9 protein-coding genes are annotated in these 19,559 nt (G+C 70.5%); all 9 read left to right on the top strand.

Translation table 11 applies throughout. From position 1 onward, the window contains the following. Position 1 precedes the first annotated feature (1 nt). The 9 genes from DMH03_RS40905 (at position 2) to amaP (ending at position 19,321) form a co-directional block, all read left to right on the top strand. Complete coding sequence (locus DMH03_RS40905; RefSeq protein WP_125797363.1) at positions 2–15,076, top strand: non-ribosomal peptide synthase/polyketide synthase; 15,075 nt, start codon at positions 2–4, stop codon at positions 15,074–15,076. Beyond that, positions 15,073–16,347 (top strand): MFS transporter, encoded by a 1,275-nt coding sequence (locus tag DMH03_RS40900; protein WP_125797362.1) that lies wholly within the window; start codon positions 15,073–15,075, stop codon positions 16,345–16,347. The genes DMH03_RS40905 and DMH03_RS40900 overlap by 4 nt, the downstream gene beginning before the upstream one ends. Next, entirely contained in the window at positions 16,340–16,546 is a 207-nt protein-coding gene (locus tag DMH03_RS40895; protein WP_125797361.1) for an MbtH family NRPS accessory protein, read from the top strand. Before DMH03_RS40900 ends, DMH03_RS40895 begins: the two co-directional genes overlap by 8 nt. A gap of 326 nt (positions 16,547–16,872) precedes the next feature. Then, positions 16,873–17,343 (top strand): Asp23/Gls24 family envelope stress response protein, encoded by a 471-nt coding sequence (locus DMH03_RS40890; protein WP_125797360.1) that lies wholly within the window; start codon positions 16,873–16,875, stop codon positions 17,341–17,343. Beyond that, positions 17,340–17,645 (top strand): hypothetical protein, encoded by a 306-nt coding sequence (locus DMH03_RS40885; protein ID WP_125797359.1) that lies wholly within the window; start codon positions 17,340–17,342, stop codon positions 17,643–17,645. The genes DMH03_RS40890 and DMH03_RS40885 overlap by 4 nt, the downstream gene beginning before the upstream one ends. After that, the gene (locus DMH03_RS42485; RefSeq protein ID WP_044850562.1) at positions 17,642–17,818 is read left to right on the top strand and encodes a hypothetical protein; all 177 of its coding nucleotides are present in this window, start codon (positions 17,642–17,644) and stop codon (positions 17,816–17,818) included. Before DMH03_RS40885 ends, DMH03_RS42485 begins: the two co-directional genes overlap by 4 nt. A gap of 5 nt (positions 17,819–17,823) precedes the next feature. Further along, the gene (locus tag DMH03_RS40880) at positions 17,824–18,228 is read left to right on the top strand and encodes an Asp23/Gls24 family envelope stress response protein (protein WP_125797358.1); all 405 of its coding nucleotides are present in this window, start codon (positions 17,824–17,826) and stop codon (positions 18,226–18,228) included. After that, positions 18,225–18,752, top strand: coding sequence for a DUF6286 domain-containing protein (locus DMH03_RS40875; RefSeq protein ID WP_125797357.1), 528 nt, complete (start codon positions 18,225–18,227; stop codon positions 18,750–18,752). The genes DMH03_RS40880 and DMH03_RS40875 overlap by 4 nt, the downstream gene beginning before the upstream one ends. Beyond that, complete coding sequence (gene amaP / locus DMH03_RS40870) at positions 18,749–19,321, top strand: alkaline shock response membrane anchor protein AmaP (RefSeq protein ID WP_125797356.1); 573 nt, start codon at positions 18,749–18,751, stop codon at positions 19,319–19,321. Before DMH03_RS40875 ends, amaP begins: the two co-directional genes overlap by 4 nt. Positions 19,322–19,559 lie beyond the last annotated feature (238 nt).

The following is a 19,559-nucleotide window of genomic DNA, read 5'->3' as shown; positions in this document are numbered from 1 at the left end:
CATGACGTCATCCAGATCCGATCGAATCGCGGCGCTTTCTCCCGAACTGCGGGAGAAGCTGCGCACCAGGATGGCCGGCGCGGCCGGGCGGGCGGACGTGCTCCCCACCGCGGATCGTGACCGCCCGCTGCCGCTGTCGTTCGCCCAACGGCGGCTGTGGTTCCTCGACCGCCTCCACCCGGACGACGCCGAGTACAACAGCGCGCTGGCCTTGCGGCTGACCGGAGAACTCGACGTCCCGGCTCTGGCGGAAGCCCTGCGGGCGCTCGTGGAACGGCACGAGTCGTTGCGTACCACCTTTGACGAGGTGGACGGCGAAGGCGTCCAGATCATCCACCCGCCGGCGGGCCTGCCGCTGCCCGTGGTGGACGTCGACGGCGAAGCGCTCGACCGGGTGCTGCTCGAGGAGTACTCGCGACCGTTCGACCTGCAGCGTGGGCCGTTGGTGCGGGCGTGGCTGGGCAAGATCGGCCCCGAGGAGCACGTCTTGCTGCTTTGCGTGCACCACATCGTCACCGACGGCTGGTCGATGGGTGTGCTCACCGGCGAACTCGCCGAGCTGTACAACGCCGGTGTCCGCGGTGCGCGGGCCGTGCTCCCGCCGCAGCCGGTGCAGTACGCCGACTTCGCGGCGTGGCAGCGGAAACGGCTGTCGGACGACGTGCTCGCGGAACGGCTCACCTACTGGCAGCACAGGTTGGGCGGGCTCGCCCCGCTGGAACTGCCCACCGACCGGCCGCGGCCGGCGACCCGGTCCACCGAGGGCGCGGTGCGCGAATTCAGCCTGCCGGGGGAGACCGCCGCGCGGCTGGCCGAGCTGGCACGGTCCTGCGAGACCACGCTGTTCACCACCGTGCTCGCGGCCTGCAAGGTGCTGTTCGCGCGCTACGCCGGACAGGAGGACGTGGCCGTCGGCACGGTCGTCCAGGGTCGTGACCGGCCGGAACTGCAGCGGGTGGTCGGGTTCTTCGTCAACACCGTGGTGCTGCGGTCCACTGTGGACCTGTCGCGGAGCTTCCGTGAGCTGCTGGGCGGCGTGCGGGAGACGGTGCTCGACGCCTTCTCCCATGACGACGTGCCTTTCGAGCGGCTGGTCGACGCCGTGCACGCGGACCGCGATCCCAGCCGGAATCCGCTGTTCGACGTGATGGTGCTGCTGCACAGCGCCTCCGGGGCGAAGCCGTCCTTCGACGGGCTCGCGACCGAAGACGTCGGTGTCGCGCGGAAGTCCTCGAACTTCGACCTGACCGTCGAGTTCGAGGAACGCGACGGCGTGCTCGCCGGACTGGTCGAATACAGCACGGCGTTGTTCGACGCGGACACCATCGACCGGCTGATCGCCCATCTGGCGGTGCTGCTGGACGCCGTCACTGCCCGGCCGGACCGGCCGCTGGCGGAGCTTCCGCTGGCGACGGCAGGCGAGCTGCGCCGGATGCTCGTCGAGTGGAACGACACCGGTATCGATGTACCGGACACGACCATCGTGGACCTGCTCGACGCCCAGGCCGCGGCGACGCCCCACGAAACCGCCTTGGTGTTCCGGGACGAGTCGCTGGACTACGCGGAGCTGACCCGGCGCGTCGACGAACTCGCCGGTGAGCTGGTGCGGCGGGGAGCCGGACCGGAGCGGATCGTCGCCGTCATGCTGCCTCGGTCGGCCGAGGCCGTGGTGGCGTTGTTCGCCGTGCTGAAGGCGGGCGCGGTGTACCTGCCGGTCGACCCCGGTCTCCCGGCGGAGCGCATCGAGACGCTGCTGCGTGACGCGGCCCCGGTCGTGGTGGTGGACGAGAACTTCGAGTGCGCAGGGCACCCGGCGGTGCTCACCGGCCCTCGCTCGGATCAGGCCGCGTACGTCATCTACACGTCCGGGTCGACGGGCAAGCCGAAAGGCGTCGTGGTCGAGCACCGCGCGCTGGTCAACCTGCTGGCCGACCACCGAGGGGTCTTCGGCACCGGCCGCCTGCGCGTGGCGTGCACGGCGGCCTTGTCGTTCGACACGTCCTGGGAAGGGCCGCTGCTGCTGGCCGACGGCCACGAACTGCACCTCGTGGACGACGACACCCGGCTGGACCCGGACGCGCTCACCCGGTACGTCACCGGGCACCGGATCGACTTCCTCGACCTGACCCCGTCCTATCTGCGGCAGCTTCTCCCAGCCGGCCTGCTGGACGGGCCGCACCGGCCGAAACACCTGATGCTCGGCGGCGAAGCGATCGGGGAAACCCTGTGGCGCGAGCTGACGGAGCTACCCGGGACGACCGCCCACAACTACTACGGGCCGACCGAGACCACCGTCGACGCCGTCCGCACGCCGGTGTCCGGTGACCGGCCGTTGATCGGCCGCCCGCTGGGCAACTTCCGCGCCTACGTCCTCGACGAGACGTTGTCACCCGTACCGCTCGGAGTACCGGGACAGCTCTACCTCGGCGGCGCGCAGCTGGCTCGCGGTTACCTCGGCCGCACCGGTCTGACCGCGGACCGGTTCCTCGCCGACCCGTTCGGTGCACCCGGCACCCGGATGTACGCCACCGGCGACCTCGTCCGCTGGACCGGTGACGGAGCGCTGGACTATCGCGGCCGGTGCGACGAGCAGGTCAAGATCCGCGGGTTCCGCGTCGAACCCGGCGAGGTGGAGGCCGCCCTGCTGCGTCACCCCGTGGTCGCCGAAGCCGCTGTGGTGGCGAGGGAGGACCGCAACGGCAAGCGGCTCGTGGCCTATTTCGTGCCGGGCGGCGGTAGTCCGGATGTCGGCGAGCTCCGGCGCTTCCTGGCGGGGTCGCTGCCCGACTACCTGGTTCCCTCGGCCTTCGTCCGGCTCGACCGGCTGCCGCTGACCCGGCACGGCAAACTCGACCAGGCCGCCCTGCCGACGCCGGACTTCTCGGCCGCCCGCGCGCGGTATGTCGCCCCGCGCGACGACGTGGAGCGGCTGGTGACCGGCGTCTGGGCGGACGTGCTCGGCGTCGAGCGGATCGGGATCGAGGACAACTTCTTCGATCTCGGCGGGGATTCGATCCTCGGCATCCGCGTCCTGTCCCGCCTCCGGGCCGCGCTCGGGGCCGAAGTCCCGGCGCGGCTGCTGTTCAGCGCGCCCACCCCCGAGCGCCTCGCCGCCGTCCTGCCCGGTCCCGCCGGGTGCGAGGTCGCGATTCCGGTGCTGGACCGGACGAACGGCGCGCTGACGGCACCGCTCTCGTTCGCTCAGCAGCGTTTGTGGTTCCTCGACGAGTTCGAACCGGGCAGTACCGAGTACGTCTCGCCGACGGCGTTGCGGCTTCGCGGAGAACTCGACACTGGCGCACTGGACCGGGCGCTGACCGCGCTCGTGGCCCGGCACGAGGCCCTGCGCACCACTTTCGACACCGTCGACGGGCACGGAACCCAGGTGGTGCATCCGCCATCCGAAGTCCGCGTGCCACTCACCGACCTCAGTGGACTGTCCGAAGAGGACAGATCTACCGGACTGGCCGCCGCACTTGCCGAAGCGTCGACGGCGCCGTTCGATCTGCGCGACGGTCCGCTGCTGCGCACCCGGCTGCTGCGGCTGGCCCCGGACGAGCATGTGCTCACGCTGGTGCTGCACCATATCGTCACCGACGGCTGGTCGGCGGGAGTGCTCACGGGCGAACTGAGCGCGCTGTACACCGCTTTCGTCCGCGGTGAGCGTGTCAGCCTGCCGGACCTGCCGGTGCAGTACGCCGACTTCGCGGTGTGGCAACGCGAACGCCTGGCCGGGGCGATACTGGACGAGCAACTGGGTTACTGGCGGCACCGCCTCGAAGACGTCCCGCCGCTGGAGCTGCCCACCGACCGTCCCCGTCCTGCCGTCCGCACCAAGAACGGCGCGCTGCTGGAGTTCACCGTTCCGGAAACAACCACCGCGCGGCTGAAGGAGCTCTCCCGGCGTCAGGACGGCACGCTGTTCATGACCCTGCTCGCCGCCTGCCAGCTGCTGTTCGCCCGCTGGTCCGGGCAGGACGACGTCGCCGTCGGTACGGTCACCTCCGGCCGGGAACGCACCGACCTGGAAGGGCTGATCGGCTTCTTCGTCAACACATTGGTGCTGCGGTCCGAAGTGGACCTTTCCCGGCCGTTCGACGCGTTCCTCCGCGACGTCCGCGAGCTGACCCTGGACGCCTTCGCGCACCAGGACGTCCCCTTCGACCGTGTGGTCGACGACCTGCAGCCGGCCCGCGACACCAGCCGCACCCCGCTGTGCCAGGTCATGGTGGTGCTGCACAACACGCCCGAGGGAAAGCCGGCGCTGCCTGGGCTGGCCGTCGAGGAACTGGCGCCGCCGGTGGTGACCGCGACCTTCGAACTGATGATCCAGTTCCAGGAGGTCGCCGGGCGCCTCGACGGAGTGGTCAACTACAACACTGATCTGTTCGACACCGCCACGATCGAGCGGTTGACGGGTTGGCTGCGGCTCGTCCTCGAAGGCGTCGCCGCCGCCCCGGACCGCCCGCTCGGCGAACTGTCGCTGCTGACCACCGGTGAGCGGCACCATCTCCTGCACACGCTGAACGACACCACCCGGCCGCTGGACGAGGCGAGCCTGCCGGAACTGGTGCGGGCCCAGGCCGGGCGGGCCCCGGACGCCCCCGCGGTCACCGATGGCGGCGTCACTCTCTCTTACGGCGAGCTGGAGCGGCACGCCAATCGGCTGGCTCACTGGCTTATCGCGGCCGGGGCCGGGCCGGAACAGCGGGTTGCCGTCGTCCTGCCGAATTCGGTCGAACTGCTGGTGGCGTTGCTGGCCGTGCTCAAATCCGGTGCTGCTTATGTGCCGATCGATCCGCTGTACCCACCGGAACGTATCCGGTTCATGCTTGACGATTCCGGGCCGTTGGTGGTGCTCGACAGCCGGGAGGCGGTCCTGGACACCGCGGGGCTGCCGGAAACCGACCCGGGAGTGCGGCCGCTGCCCGGCCTGCCCGCGTACGTGATCTACACGTCCGGGTCGACCGGCAGACCCAAAGGCGTGGTCACCACCCACGGCGGACTGCTGAACTACCTCCGCTGGGCGGCCGGCGCGTATCCGGGCCTGGGCGGCACCGCTGTGCTGCACTCGTCGGTCTCCTTCGACCTCACGGTGACCACGTTGTACGGCCCCCTGCTCACCGGCGGCCACATTCGGGTGGAGGGCAGCCCCTCACCGCGGCCGCCCACGTTCCTCAAGGCCACCCCGGGTCATCTGCCGCTCTTGGGCGCGCTGGACGAGGACGACCTGTCGCCGACGGGTGAGCTGGTGGTCGGCGGCGATCAGCTTCTCGGACCGGTGGCCGAAGGCTGGCGCGCGGACCATCCGACCGCGGTGGTGGTGAATGAGTACGGGCCGACCGAGACCACCGTCGGCTGCATGGAGTACCGGGTCGAGCCGGGGCAGGAGCCGTTCGACGGCGCGGTTCCGATCGGTCATCCGATCTGGAACACGCGGCTGTATGTGCTCGATGGGCTGCTGAACCCGGTGCCCGCCGGGGTCGCGGGCGAGCTCTACGTCGCCGGTGCCGGGCTGGCCCGCGGGTACTTCGGGCGGCCGGGACTGACCGCGGCCGGGTTTGTCGCGTGTCCCTTCGGCGCACCGGGGGAACGGATGTACCGGACCGGGGATGTGGTGATCCGGCGGCACGATGGCGAACTGGAGTACCAGGGCCGCGCCGACCAGCAGGTCAAAATCCGGGGCTTCCGGATCGAGCTCGGCGAGATCGAGACCGCGCTGGCCGCGCATCCGGACCTTGGCGAGGTCGCCGTGGTGGCCCACGAGGCGGACGGCACCCGGCGGCTGGTCGCGTACCTGGTCCCGGCGCCGGGCGCCGCGGTGCCGGGGGCCACCGTGCTGCGGGAGTTCCTCGGCCGCACCCTGCCTGCGCATATGGTGCCCGCGGTGTTCGTCGGTCTCGACGCACTTCCGTTGAACGCCAACAGGAAGCTCGACCGCCGGGCACTGCCCGCACCAGACGGGCACGTGGAGGCGGGCCGCCGGTACGTGGCCCCGCGGACGCCGGTCGAGCGTGAGCTGGCCCAGGTGTTCTCGGCGGTGCTGGGCGTCGAGCAGGTCGGCGCGGAGGACAACTTCTTCGGTCTCGGCGGCGATTCGATCCTCAGCATCCAGGTCGTGTCGAAGGCCCGTAAGACCGGGCTTTCCCTGTCCTCGAAGGACATCTTCCTGCATCAGACCGTGGCGGAGCTGGGTTCGATCGTCGAGGCGCGGGTGGTGCCGGAGCAGGCCGTGCCCGCCGAACCGTCCGGGCCGGCACCGCTCGGGCCGATCCAGTCGTGGTTCTTCGCAAGCGGCCTCGGCACCGGCCACTTCACCATGTCCGTCCACATCGGACTCCGAGCGGACGTGGACCTCACGCGCCTGACCGACGCCGTCAGCCGGGTGGTGACGCACCACGACGCCCTGCGCATGCGGTTCTCGCGGGTGGCGGGTGAGTGGGTACAGGAACCGGCGCCGGACGAGGACAACGCGCCGCAGATCGTTCGGCTGCCCACCGCGGACGAGGACGGGATGCACGCGGCGGCGCTCGCCGCGCAAAGCTCGCTGAACCTGACCGAAGGGCCGTTGTGGCGGGCGATCGTGTTCGTGCCCGGTGAGGAGGCGCCCCGGCTGTTCTTCACCGTGCACCACCTCGTCATGGACGGCGTGTCCTGGCGTGTCCTGCTCGCCGACATCGAGGCCGCCTACCGGGGTGAAGACCTCGAGCCGGTCGGCACTTCCTACACCGCCTGGGCACGGTCGCTGGCCGGTCACGTCCGGACGGGCGGATTCGACGAGGACCTCGAGCACTGGAAGGCCGTGTTCAGCGACGCGGACCCGGACCTGCCGGTCGACCGGCCCGTGCGTAACGAAGCCGGTTCCGCGCGCACGGTCTCGGCGAGCCTCGGCCGGACCGAAACCGCCGCGCTGTTGCACGAAGTGCCCTCGGTGTACCGGACGCAGGTCAACGACGTCCTGCTGGCGCCGCTCGGCCGGGTGCTGGCCGGGTGGACCGGCCGCGACCGCGTGGTGATCGCGGTGGAGGGCCACGGCCGCGAGGAGATCGTCGACGGGCTCGACCTGTCCCGCACGGTCGGCTGGTTCACCGCCCAGTTCCCGGTCGCGCTGAGCCTGCGCCCGGCCGCGGGCTGGGGTGAGGAGCTGAAGTCGGTCAAGGAACAGGTGCGCGCGGTGCCGAACAAGGGTGTCGGCTACGACGCGCTCCGGTATCTCGGCCGCGATGGGACCTCGGCGAATTTGCTGCGGGACGACCCGGCGCCCCGGATCTCGTTCAACTACCACGGGCAGTGGGATGTCGCGCCGTCCGGCGAGAGCCTCTACCAGGACCGGCACGAATCGCTCGGCCGGGACATCGCCGAGGCGACCCCGCGGACGTACCTGCTGGACGTCATCGGTGTCGTGGAGGACGGACGGCTGCGGCTGTCCTGGGAGTACTCCGCCGACCTGCACGACGAGGACACGGTCCGGCGGCTGGCCGAGGACATGGTCGAGGCCCTGCGGGAGATCGTCGCGCACTGCGCCCTGCCGGACGCCGGGGGCCGCACGCCGTCGGACTTCCCGCTGGCCCGGCTCGGCCAGTCCCAAGTGGACCGGATCGCCGGCGACGGCAGGGACGTCGAGGACGTCTACCCGTTGACCCCACTGCAGGCGGGCATGGTCTTCCACAGCCTCGTCGACGCCGGTTCGACGGCGTACTTCGACCAGTTCCGGCTCCGGCTCTCCGGTGTCGCCGAGCCCGTCTTGTTCGGCGAAGCCTGGCAGCAGCTCGTCGACCGGACGCCGATCCTGCGCAGTTGTGTGGTGTGGGAAGGGGTCGACGAGCCGGTGCAGGTGGTTCGGCGCCACGTCCCGCTGCCGGTCCGGCAACTCGACTGGCGTGGACTGTCCGAAGAGGACCAGCAGGTCGCGTTGACGGACCTGCTGGCGGACGACCTGGCCGCGGGCATGGACCTGACGACCGCGCCGCTGATGCGCCTGGCGATCGCCCGGCTGACCGACGACGAGGTCCAGTGCGTGTGGACCTCGCACCACGTCCTGCTCGACGGCTGGAGCACCGCGCAGGCCTTCGGCGAGGTCTGCGAACGGTACGCGGCCCTCATCGGCGGACGACGGCCGGAAGTGCCGTCCCGGCGACCGTTCCGCGACTACCTCGGCTGGCTGGCCGAGCAGGACGTCCAGGAGGCCGAACGCCACTGGCGTCACCTCCTCGCCGGGTTCGAGGCGCCCACGCCGTTGCCGTACGACCGGCCGCCGGTCGAGGCCCACCGCGCCGAATCGGGCGAAACGGTACTGGTCGAACTCTCGCCCGAAGAGTCACAGCGGCTGCACACCATGGCGAAGCGCGCGGCGCTGACCGTCAACACCGTGGTGCAGGGCGCCTGGGCGCTGCTGCTGGCGCACCACAGCGGCGAGCAGGACGTGCTGTTCGGCACCACCGTGTCCGGGCGTCCGGCCGAACTGCCAGGGGTCGAGTCGATGATCGGCATGTTCATCAACACCGTGCCCACGCGCATGCGAGTCCGAAGTGGACAGACCGTGGCGGCCTGGCTGCGGGAGGCGCAGGCGGAGCAGGTGGACTCGCGGCGGTTCGACTTCGTGTCACTGGCGCAGCTGCAGGCGCTGATCGACGTGCCGCCGGGGACCGGCCTGTTCGACAGTGTGGTCGTCTTCGAGAACTACCCGATCGACGACGCGGCGGGTGGCGACGGTGTCGTGGTGCGGGACGTCGATTCACTCGACACCACGAGTTTCCCGCTGAACCTGACCGCGTACCTGCACGAACGGCTCGGGCTGGAACTGTCCTACGACCCGCGGCTGTTCGACGCGGCGACGGCCGAACGGCTGGCGGAACACCTGGCCAGGCTGGTCCGGCGGATCGCCGAGGAGCCGGGCGGCCGCGTCACCGAGCTGTCCCCGCTGGGCGACGTGGAGCGCCGCCGGCTGCTGGTGGACTGGAACGACACCGCGATCGACGTTCCCGGGGGCACGGTGCTGGACGTGTTCCGCGCTCACGTGGCTCGCACCCCGCACGAGACCGCTTTGGTCTTTCGGGACACCGCCCTGGACTTCACGGAGTTGGACGAGCGGTCGGACCGGCTGGCAGGCCACCTCATTGAGCAGGGTGCGGGTCCGGAGCGGGTGGTCGCGGTGGTGCTGCCCCGCTCCGCCGAGGCCGTCGTCGCGATCCTCGCGATCTTCAAGGCGGGCGCGGTGTACCTGCCGGTGGACCCGGATCTGCCCGCCACACGGCTCGAGTGGCTGCTGCGAGACGCGGAACCGGCCGTCGTACTCGACGACCCGGCCCAGGTCCGCGCATGGTGCGATCGGCCCTCACCGGGTGAGATCCCCGGCGCCGAAGCGGACCACGCCGCGTACCTCATCTACACGTCCGGGTCGACCGGGCACCCCAAAGGCGTGGTCGTCGAGCACCGCAGTCTCCTGAACCTGCTGGCCGACCACCGCCGCACCTTCATCGGCGACGCCGCCGGTAAACGGACACGGGCGGCACTGACCGCGGCGTTCTCCTTCGACACGTCGTGGGAGGCTCTGCTGGCCATGATGGACGGTCACGAGCTGCACGTCCTCGACGACGACACCCGCATGGACCCGCGCGCCGTCGCCCGTTACGTCGACGAGCACCGGATCGACCTGCTCGACCTCACGCCGTCGTACCTCCAGCAGCTGCTGGAGGGCGGGCTCCTGGACGGCGCGCACCGCCCCGGCACCCTGCTGGTCGGCGGTGAGGCGACCGGTGAGACGTTGTGGCGTGAGCTGGCGGTGCTGCCCGGCACGGCCGTCTACAACTACTACGGCCCCACCGAGGTCACGGTGGACTCGGTGTTCTGCCGCGTCCGCGGTGAGCACCCGATCATCGGGCGGCCGACCGGGAACGTGCGGGCGTACGTGCTGGACCGGACGCTCTCGCCGGTCCCGGCCGGTGTGCCCGGCGAGCTGTACCTCGCCGGCGTCCAACTCGCCCGGGGTTACCTCGGTCGTCCCGGCCTCACTGCCGACCGCTTCGTCGCGAACCCGTTCGGCGGGCCCGGCGAGCGGCTGTACCGGACGGGCGACCGTGTCCGCTGGACGGCCGGCGGGGAACTGGACTACCTGGGCCGGGTCGACGAGCAGGTCAAGATCCGCGGCTTCCGTGTGGAGCCGGGTGAGATCGAAGCCGTCCTCCTCGGGCATCCCGACGTCGCCGAGGCTGTCGTCATCGCGCGCGAAGACGAGCCGGGGGACCGGCGGCTGGCTGCCTACGTCGTGCCCGGCGCCGGGGCACCCGACGTCACCGAACTGCGGGCCTGGCTGCGCCGAGCCGTGCCCGGCCACCTCGTGCCGTCCGCCTTCGTGGTGCTCGACCGGCTGCCACTGACCCGCAACGGCAAGGTCGACCGGCGTGCGCTTCCCGCACCGGAAAGCAGTGGCACCGGCACGAAATACGTGGAACCACGGACTTCCGCCGAGCGCATGCTGGCCGAGATCTGGTCCGACGTGCTCGGCGTGGAACGGGTCGGCGTCGAGGACAACTTCTTCGAACTGGGCGGCGACTCCCTCCTCAGCATGCGGATCGTGTCGCGCGTGCGGGCCACGTTCGGTACGGACGTGTCACCGCGCGCGTTGTTCTCCGACCCGGTCCTCGGCCGGTTCGCCGCCGCGGTGGCCGATCAAGGACCGGCGGGCGTGGCCATCCCGGTGATGGATCGCGACGGCCCGCTGCCGCTGTCGTTCGCGCAGCAGCGCCTTTGGTTCCTCGACGAGTACGAACCGGGCAGCACGGAGTACGTGTCGCCGACGGCGTTGCGGCTGCGCGGCGAACTCGATGTCGGGGCGCTCACCGACGCGCTGACCGCCTTGGTCGCCCGGCACGAAGCATTGCGGACGACCTTCGACGCGGACAACGGGCGCGGCGTCCAGCTCGTCGGCGCTCCGTACGCGGTGGAACTGCCACTGGACGACCTCAGTGGACTGTCCGAAGAGGACCGCTCGGCCGCGCTGGGCCAGACGCTGGAACGCGAAGTGCGGCAGCCGTTCGACCTGCGGACCGGCCCGCTGCTGCGGGCTAGGCTGATCCGGCTGGCGCCGGACGAGCACGTGCTCACGCTGGCGCTGCACCATATCGTCACCGACGGCTGGTCGTCCGGCGTGCTCGCCGGCGACCTCGACGCGCTCTACACGGCGTTCGTCCGCGGTACGGAGCCGACGCTGCCGGACTTGCCGATCCAGTACGCCGACTTCGCCGTATGGCAGCGGCAGGTCGTCGAAGGCGAGCTGCTGGCGGATCAGCTCGGTTACTGGCGAGACCGGCTCGACGGCATGCCACCGCTGGAACCACCCACCGACCGGCCACGGCCCGCGGTGCGTACCACGAACGGCGACTGGTACGCGTTCGACGTCCCGCGCGGACTGGTCACCGCGCTGAAGGGCCTCGCTCGTGGCGAGGACAGCACGTTGTTCATGACGCTGGTCGCCGCCTGCCAGGTGCTGCTGGGCCGGTGGTCGGGGCAGGACGACGTCGCGGTGGGCACGGTGACGTCCGGCCGGGAGCGGCCGGAACTGGAACGGCTGGTCGGCTTCTTCGTCAACACCCTGGTGCTGCGGTCCACAGTGGACGCCAAGACGACGTTCCGTGAGCTGCTGACGTCGGTCCGGGAGACCGTCCTCGGCGCCTTCGCCCACCAGGACGTGCCGTTCGAGCGGGTCGTGGACGCCGTGCAGCCGGAGCGCGACGTCAGCCGTACGCCGCTCTTCCAGGCGATGGTGGCCTTGCAGAACATCGGCGATCCGGTGCCCGCCGGTGGCGCGCTGGCCGCCGAGGAGATCGCGCTGCCGTCGGCGACGGCGGCGTTCGACCTGCTCGTGCAGTTCGAGGAACACGACGGCGGCCTGCGCGGCGCCGTCAACTACAACACCGACCTGTTCGACCCGGCCACCATCGAACGGCTGACCGGCTGGCTGCGGCTCATCCTCGAAGGCGTCGCCGCCGCCCCGGACCGCCCGCTCGGCGAACTGCCGCTGCTGACCGCCGCCGAACAGCACCACCTTGTGCACACCCTGAACGACACCGCGCGGCCGCTCGGCGCGGCCACGCTGCCGGAACTGGTGCGGGCACAGGCCGAGCGGACCCCGGACGCGCCCGCGGTCACCGACGTCGGCCTCACCCTGACTTACGCCGAACTGGAGCGGCACGCCAACCGGCTGGCCCACCGGCTGATCGCGGCCGGGGCCGGACCGGAACACCGGATCGGGATCGCACTGCCGAACTCGGCGGAACTGCTGGTGGCGTTGCTCGCCGTGCTCAAATCCGGTGCCGCCTACGTCCCGATCGATCCGATGTACCCACCGGAACGCATTTCCGCCGTGCTCGGCGATTCCCGGCCCTTGGCGGTGCTCGACGACCGGGAAGCGGTACTGGACACCGCGGGGTGGCCGGAGACCGACCCCGGAGTGCGCCCCTTGCCCGGCCACCCCGCCTACGTGATCTACACCTCCGGATCGACCGGCAAGCCCAAGGGGGTGATCACCACCCACGGCGGGCTGGTGAACTTCCTCCACTGGGCGGCCGAGGCGTATCCCAGCCTGAGCGGAACGGCCGTGCTGCACTCGTCGGTCTCCTTCGACCTCACGGTGAACACGCTCTACGGCCCGCTGCTCGCAGGCGGCCGGATCCGGGTGGCCGGCAGCCCGGCGCAGCGGCCGCCCACCTTCCTCAAAGCCACACCGGGCCATCTGCCGCTCCTTGGCGTCATGGACGACGACGATCTGTCGCCGACCGGTGAACTCGTGGTCGGCGGGGACCAGCTCATCGGCTCGGTGACCGACGCCTGGCGCGCGGATCACCCCGGCGTGGTGGTGATCAACGAGTACGGCCCGACCGAAACCACCGTCGGCTGCATGGAGTACCGCGTCGGGCCAGGACAGGAACTGGCCGCGGGCGCGGTTCCGATCGGGCATCCGATCTGGAACACGCGGCTGTACGTGCTCGACGACCGGCTGAACCCGGTCCCGGCCGGGACCGCGGGCGAGCTGTATGTCGCGGGCGACGGGCTGGCCCGCGGGTACTTCGCACTGCCGGGGCTGACCGCGGCCGGGTTCATCGCGTGCCCGTTCGGCGAGCCGGGGGAGCGGATGTACCGCACCGGTGACGTCGTGATCCGGCAGCACGACGGCGAACTGGTGTGCCTCGGGCGTGTCGACGAGCAGGTCAAGATCCGGGGTTTCCGGATCGAGCCGGGAGAGGTCGAAGCCGCCTTGCGGAGCCATCCCGACCTCACCGAAGCCGTCGTCGTGGCTCGCAGGGACGACGGTCAGGCGCGTCTGGTCGCCTATCTGGTATCCGTGGCGGATGCCCCGGACGCGGCCGCGCTGCGGGAGTTCCTCGGCCGTTCGCTGCCCGGGTACATGATCCCGTCGGCGTTCGTTCCGCTCGACGTGCTTCCGTTGAACCGCAACGGGAAGCTGGACCGCAAGGCGCTGCCCGAGCCGGCCCCGCCGACGGCGGTGGCGACGTTCACTGAGCCAGCGGGGCCGGTGGAACGCGCGCTCGCCGACATCTGGGCGGAAGTCCTCGGCCTCGACCGGGTCGGCGCCCACGACGGGTTCTTCGAGCTGGGCGGCGACTCCATCCTCAGCATCCAGGTGGTGCACCGCGCCCGTCAGGCGGGCTGGCGGATGACGTCGAAGGAGTTGTTCCGGCACCGGACCGTCGCGGAACTGGCGAAGGTCGTCACTTCCGTCGAAGCCGAACCGGACGAGCGCGAGGCCGTCGCCGGGGACGTGCCGCTCACCCCGATCCAGCAGTGGTTCTTCGACGTGCACACCGCCAACCCGCACCATTTCAACCAGTCCGTTCTCGTCGAAGTGGATCCGGCGGTGGATCCGGAAGTGCTGCGACAGGCGCTCGACGCCGTCGTCGCACACCACGACGCGCTGCGGATGCGCTTCGAGCACGTCGAGGGGGAATGGCGGCAGCACAACGACCCCGTCGGGGCGTCGACGGCGCTGCGGATCGAAATCGTGTCCACAGTGGACGAAAGTGACCAGCGGGCGCTGATGGAGGAGGTCGCCGACGAGGCGCACGCCGGGTTCGACCTCTCCGCGCCCCCGCTGCTCAAGGCCGTGCTGTTCGCCCGCGAGCCGGGGCCGCTGCTGTTCCTGACCGCGCACCACCTGGTGATCGACGCGGTGTCCTGGCGGATTCTGCTGGAAGACCTCGAGCGGGCCTACCGGCAGGCGGCCGACGGCGAACCCGTCGACCTCGGCGCGAAGACGACGTCGTTCCTGGACTGGTCGCACCGGCTGCGGGAGTTCGTCGACGGCGGCGGACTCGACCACGAACGAGACCACTGGTCGCGGGCACTTCCTGCGTGCGACCTGCCCGTCGACCGGGCGACGCCGGTCCCCGGCACCCCGTCGGAGTCCGTGACCGTCGGGCTCGACGCCGACGACACCGACGCGCTGCTGCACCTCGCCCCGGGCGCCTATCGCACCCGCATCAACGACGTCCTGCTCGCGGCGCTGGCCTGGTCGCTGGCGCGGTGGACCGGCGAGGAGCAAATCGCGGTGGATCTGGAAGGCCACGGCCGGGAGGAGATCTTCGACGACGTCGACCTCACCCGCACGGTCGGCTGGTTCACCACGCTGTTCCCGCTGGCGCTCGAAGTCACCGCCGCGGACGAGCCGCGCTGGCGTGACCTGGTGAAGTCCGTGCGCAGGCAACTGCGCGCGGTGCCCGGCAACGGCTTCGGCTTCGGCGCGCTCCGCAGGCGGAGATTCCCCGAGCTCGGCGGGCGCTCCCCGCAGATCTCGTTCAACTACCTCGGACAGGGCGACGACACCGCCGCCGGAACCGGGCTCTACCGGGCATCGCACGCGCCGATCGGCCACGAGCAGGATCCGGCGGACGCGGGCGGCCATCTGCTGGAGGTGGTCGGCGGTGTCCAGGAGGGACGGCTCGAGTTCTCCTGGTTCCACCGCCCGGACCGGCACGACCGGGCGACCGTGGAATCGGTCGCCGCGGACTTCGCCACGGCCCTGCGCAGGATGGCCCGAGACTGCCGGGGAGAGCGAGCATGACGACGCTGTTGTCGCGCAACCGCGACTACCGCCTGTTGTGGGGCGGCCAGGTCATCTCGGAGACCGGTTTCAGCACGTCGATGATCGCCTTCCCGCTGCTGGTGCTGGCCGTGACCGGCTCGGCGGCGCAGTCCGGTCTGGTGCTCGGCGCGGTCGCGATCGCCCAGTTCGTCGACGGGCTGCCCGCCGGGGCGCTGGTGGATCGCTGGAACCGCAAGAAGCTCATGCTGGCCTGCGAGGCCGTACAGGGCCTCGCGGCCGCCGCGCTGGTCGCGGCGCTGTGGTGGGGTGTGGCGAACGTGGCGATGATGATCGCCGTCGCCGCGGTGATGGGGCTGTGCCGGGCGCTGTTCGAACCCGCGGAGGAGGCGAGCCTGCCGCGCCTCGTCACCGTCGACCAGGTGCCGTCGGCGGTGGCGATGAACGCGGCGAGATCGAGCGCCGGGCAGCTGTCCGGCACGGCGCTCGGCGGCTTCCTGTTCGCCCTGGGCCGGATGGTGCCGTTCGTCTTCGACGCCATCGCCCACGTGGTCGCCTTCGTCGCCCTGCTGTTCGTGAGGCTGCCGCCGAAACCGATCGAACACCGGACCGCGACCCCCCATCTGGGCAGGGAGATCGTCGCCGGGCTGCGCTGGGTGTGGCACCAGCCGCACGTGCGGATCACCGCGGTGTGCGCGATCTGCCTGAACCTGTTCTTCAGCGCCTACTACCTGGTGATCATCGTGCTGGCGGACTCACGTGGCGTCCCGGCGGGCGAGATCGGCGTGATGGCCGCGATGCTCGGCGGCGGTGGCATCCTCGGCGCGCTGGCCGCGCCGTATCTTCACCGCAAGCTCAGTCCGTACGTGATGATCATCAGCGTGTTCTGGGCGCTGACCGTGCTCACCCCGGTCGCGGTGTTCGTCCACAACGGATATCTGATGGGCCTGCTGTTCGCGGCGATGGCGTTCCTGCCGCCCGCCGCCAACACCACCATCAGCACCTACCAGCTGCTGCTCACTCCCGACGCGCTGCGCGGACGGCTCGGTGGCGTGATGGGGGTGACCGGCGGCCTGGCCGCCGCCGCGGGCCCGGCGCTCGGCGGCTGGCTGGTCGACGCGCTGCCCGGCGGCACGGCCGTGCTCGTCTGCGCGGGCGCGATCGTCGTGGTCACCCTCTTCGCCACCTTCAACCCCACCCTGCGCCGGTTCCCCCGGCATGTCGAGGGGACCGCGGAACACCTGACCCAAGAACCGGAAATGCTGGAAACGAAAGGAAAGTCGAATGACTGACGAAGGCACCTACCAGGTCCTGATCAATGACGAGGAGCAGTACTCGCTCTGGCCGTCGGAAAAGGAGGTCCCGGCGGGCTGGCGGGCCACGGGCCACCGAGGCAGTCGTCAGGAGTGCATGGACCACGTCGACGAGGTCTGGACCGACATGCGTCCGCGCAGCCTCCGCGAACGGATGGTTTCGGACCAGGCTCGCTGAGCCACTGAAAGGCTCGACCCCCCGTGCGACGGCGGCGCGGCGCCGAAGCGCGGGCATGGGCAGATGCGTGGCTCCGGAGCTTGGTCGCCGGAGCCACGCATTTGGGGACCCGGCGATCCTGCGGCAACTGGCCGGACCGCAGGTCCGGCAGGACTCCGTCGTCAATCGACGCGATCGCACTACCTGATCTTGAGCCGGGCGGGAGGGACGGGTGTCACACGATGGGGTCGTGACGATCTTCTCGGTGCCGGGTCTTAGTGGTGTGGAAGTAAGGATGGAACTCCGAGCTTCCCCGGAGACCACAGGAACCGACCAGAGGAGAAGTCATGACGAACTCGACTGCTACCAAGGCCTCCAGCCAGTCGTCCGAGGTCGAGAAGACCGGTACGGGCGCGCTGGAGTCGAGCAAGGGCACGACCAGTATCGCCGACACCGTGGTGGCGAAGGTCGCCGGTCTGGCGACTCGGGAGATCTCCGGCGTGTACGACCTCGGTGGCGGTGCGGCCCGGGCGTTCAGCGCGATCCGTGAGCGCATTCCCGGTGCCACGGCGTCGGCGAGCCAGGGTGTTTCGGTCGAGGTCGGCGAGAAGCAGGCCGCGGTCGACCTGCAGATCCTCGTCGAGTACGGCGTGTCCATCGCCGACCTGTCCCGCGCGGTGCGCAGGAACGTCATCGGCGCGGTCGAGCAGATCACCGGGCTCGAGGTCGTCGAGGTCAACATCAACGTTTCCGACGTGCACATCCCCGGTGAAGACGAGGACGAGGACGCCAAGACCGACACCGGCCGCGTCCAGTGAGCCTCGGCGTCGAGATCGACGCCGACCGCATCGCCACCGCTGTGCAGGCCCAACCCCACGTCGCGGGCCTGCACAGCGGCCGGTTCGGCGAGATCGCCACCCTCCTGCGCGGACGCCGGATCCCGGGAATCCGCATCCGTGAAGACGAGATCACCATCGGTGTCACCGGCCGTTACCCGGCGACCGCCGTCGAGATCAGCGACGACGTCCGTGCCGCGGTGGGTCCGGTCGGCGTCCCGGTACATGTCCGGATCGGCGATATCGCCCCCGCACCGACCGGCACAGCCAAGGAGAAACCATGAATTCCACGCATCTCGGCCTCCTCACCGGCCTCGCTCTCGGACTCGCGGCCGCGTTCGGCGGGTTCAGCGCCTTCATCATCGTCCTGGTCCTCGGCGCCCTCGGCTTGCTGGCAGGCCGTGTCCTCGACGGCAAGCTCGATCTTTCGCAACTCACCGGCCGCGACAGGGGCTGACCGCCATGACCGCCACCTTGTCGAGCGCGCCCCTCGGAACGACTCCCGCCGATGCCGGAGACCGGGGCGTCCTCACCATTTCCGACAGCACCGTGCAGCGGATCGCGGCGCACGCGGTGACCGGCGTCGGCGGCGTCGGCGGCGCCGCGAGCCGCGTGCTCGGTGTCGCCGTCGGTGGCGAAGACCTCGACAACAGCGCCAAGGTCACCGCGAAAGTCACCGGTGACACGGCCACCCTCGACGTCCGGATCTCCATCAGCTATCCGATGTCGGTCTCCCGCACCACCGAGGATGCCCGGCGGCACCTGATGCGCCGCGTCGAGGAGTTCACCGGTCTCACGGTGTCGCAAGTGGACATCACCGTCACCGCGCTGCACACCGCTACCGCCGAAACCAGGAGGGTCCAGTGAAACGCCGCCCACGCCGCAGCATTCCCGCGACTCTCACCGCGATCGTCCTGCTCGCCGCTTGCGCCCTCGTCGCGGTCGTCGCGATCCAGATGCTTCTCGGGGAAACTCCCTGGATTCGCTACGACACCGTCGCCGGCACCCTGCACGACCTGCGTTGGAGCGACGTCGCGACGGCCGTCATCGGCGCCGTCGCGGTGCTCCTCGGGCTGATCCTGGTCTTGGCGGCTGTCCTGCCGGGCAGGCTCACCGTCCTGCCGCTTCGAGGCGATCTGGATTCCGGAGCTTCGCGCCGAAGCTACCGCTCCACCCTTCGCGCCGCGGCCGCCACAGTGGACGGTGTGTCCAGCGCGACAGTGAAACTCAAGTCCCGCAAGGTATCCGCGAAAGTGAGCACCGGGCGGGCGACCACCGACGGTCTCGCCGAAGCCGTTCGTGGCGCGATCACGCACCGGCTCGACCAGATCGACCCCGCCCTCCGCCCGGCCGTCAAGGTCAAGGTCCGCAGTGCCAGGAGCGCGTCATGACCAGCCTCAACCGGCCCGCCCGGCTCAATCGCACTTTGCTCGCCTTCTTCGGACTCGTCCTGATCGCGGCCGGTGCCTTCACCCTGCTCACCCATTTCGGCAGGCTCACCGTCCTGCGGCCGGAATCCGCGTTGGCAGCCGGTACGGGACAGCCGCCCGTGTGGACGCTCTATGTCGCGGCCGCGGTCGCGGTCGTGCTTGGCCTGCTCGTGCTGCGGTGGCTCATCGCGCAGCTGACCCGGAAGCCGAAGACCCACACCTGGCGCTTCGAGACCGATCCCGCCGCCGGCCGCACCGAGCTGGCCGCGAGTACCGCGATCGAGCCGTTCGTCACCGAGGTGTCGAACTATCCCGGCGTCCACGCCGCGCACGCGACGCTCGCGGGGACCCGTGACACACCGGCCGTCGCGCTGGTGATCAGCGCCGAACAGGACGGCGACGTCACCGAGATCCGCCGCCGGATCGACGCCGACGGCCTTCCGCGACTGCGGCAGGCACTCGACCTCGACACACTGCCGGTGACCGTCGAGTTCCGCTTTACCGCCAAGACGGGGGCGCGCGCCCTCTAGCGGGTCCCGAGCCGGAAGTTCGTGTGGTAATTCGGCGTGGTGCCGAAGGCTCTTGTTTCTTGTTTCGTGCGGTGAAGATGCTGTCGGCTGAGGCCGTGAGCATTTCGCTGACTTCAAGGTAGCCAGGATGCCTTCATGGCGAGGTTCCGGACCGGCCACGGGAGCCCGGCCCCGTCTTGAGTGTCCATAAGGGACACTGCCGGGCGGGTCGTGAGTGGTGATTCGGGTTCTATTGAGG

Origin of the sequence: Amycolatopsis sp. WAC 01376, from assembly GCF_003947415.1 — a bacterium.
Taxonomy (GTDB): Bacteria; Actinomycetota; Actinomycetes; order Mycobacteriales; family Pseudonocardiaceae; genus Amycolatopsis.
The sequence above is the reverse complement of the archived record's forward strand: the minus strand, read 5'-3'. Positions and strand labels throughout refer to the sequence as shown.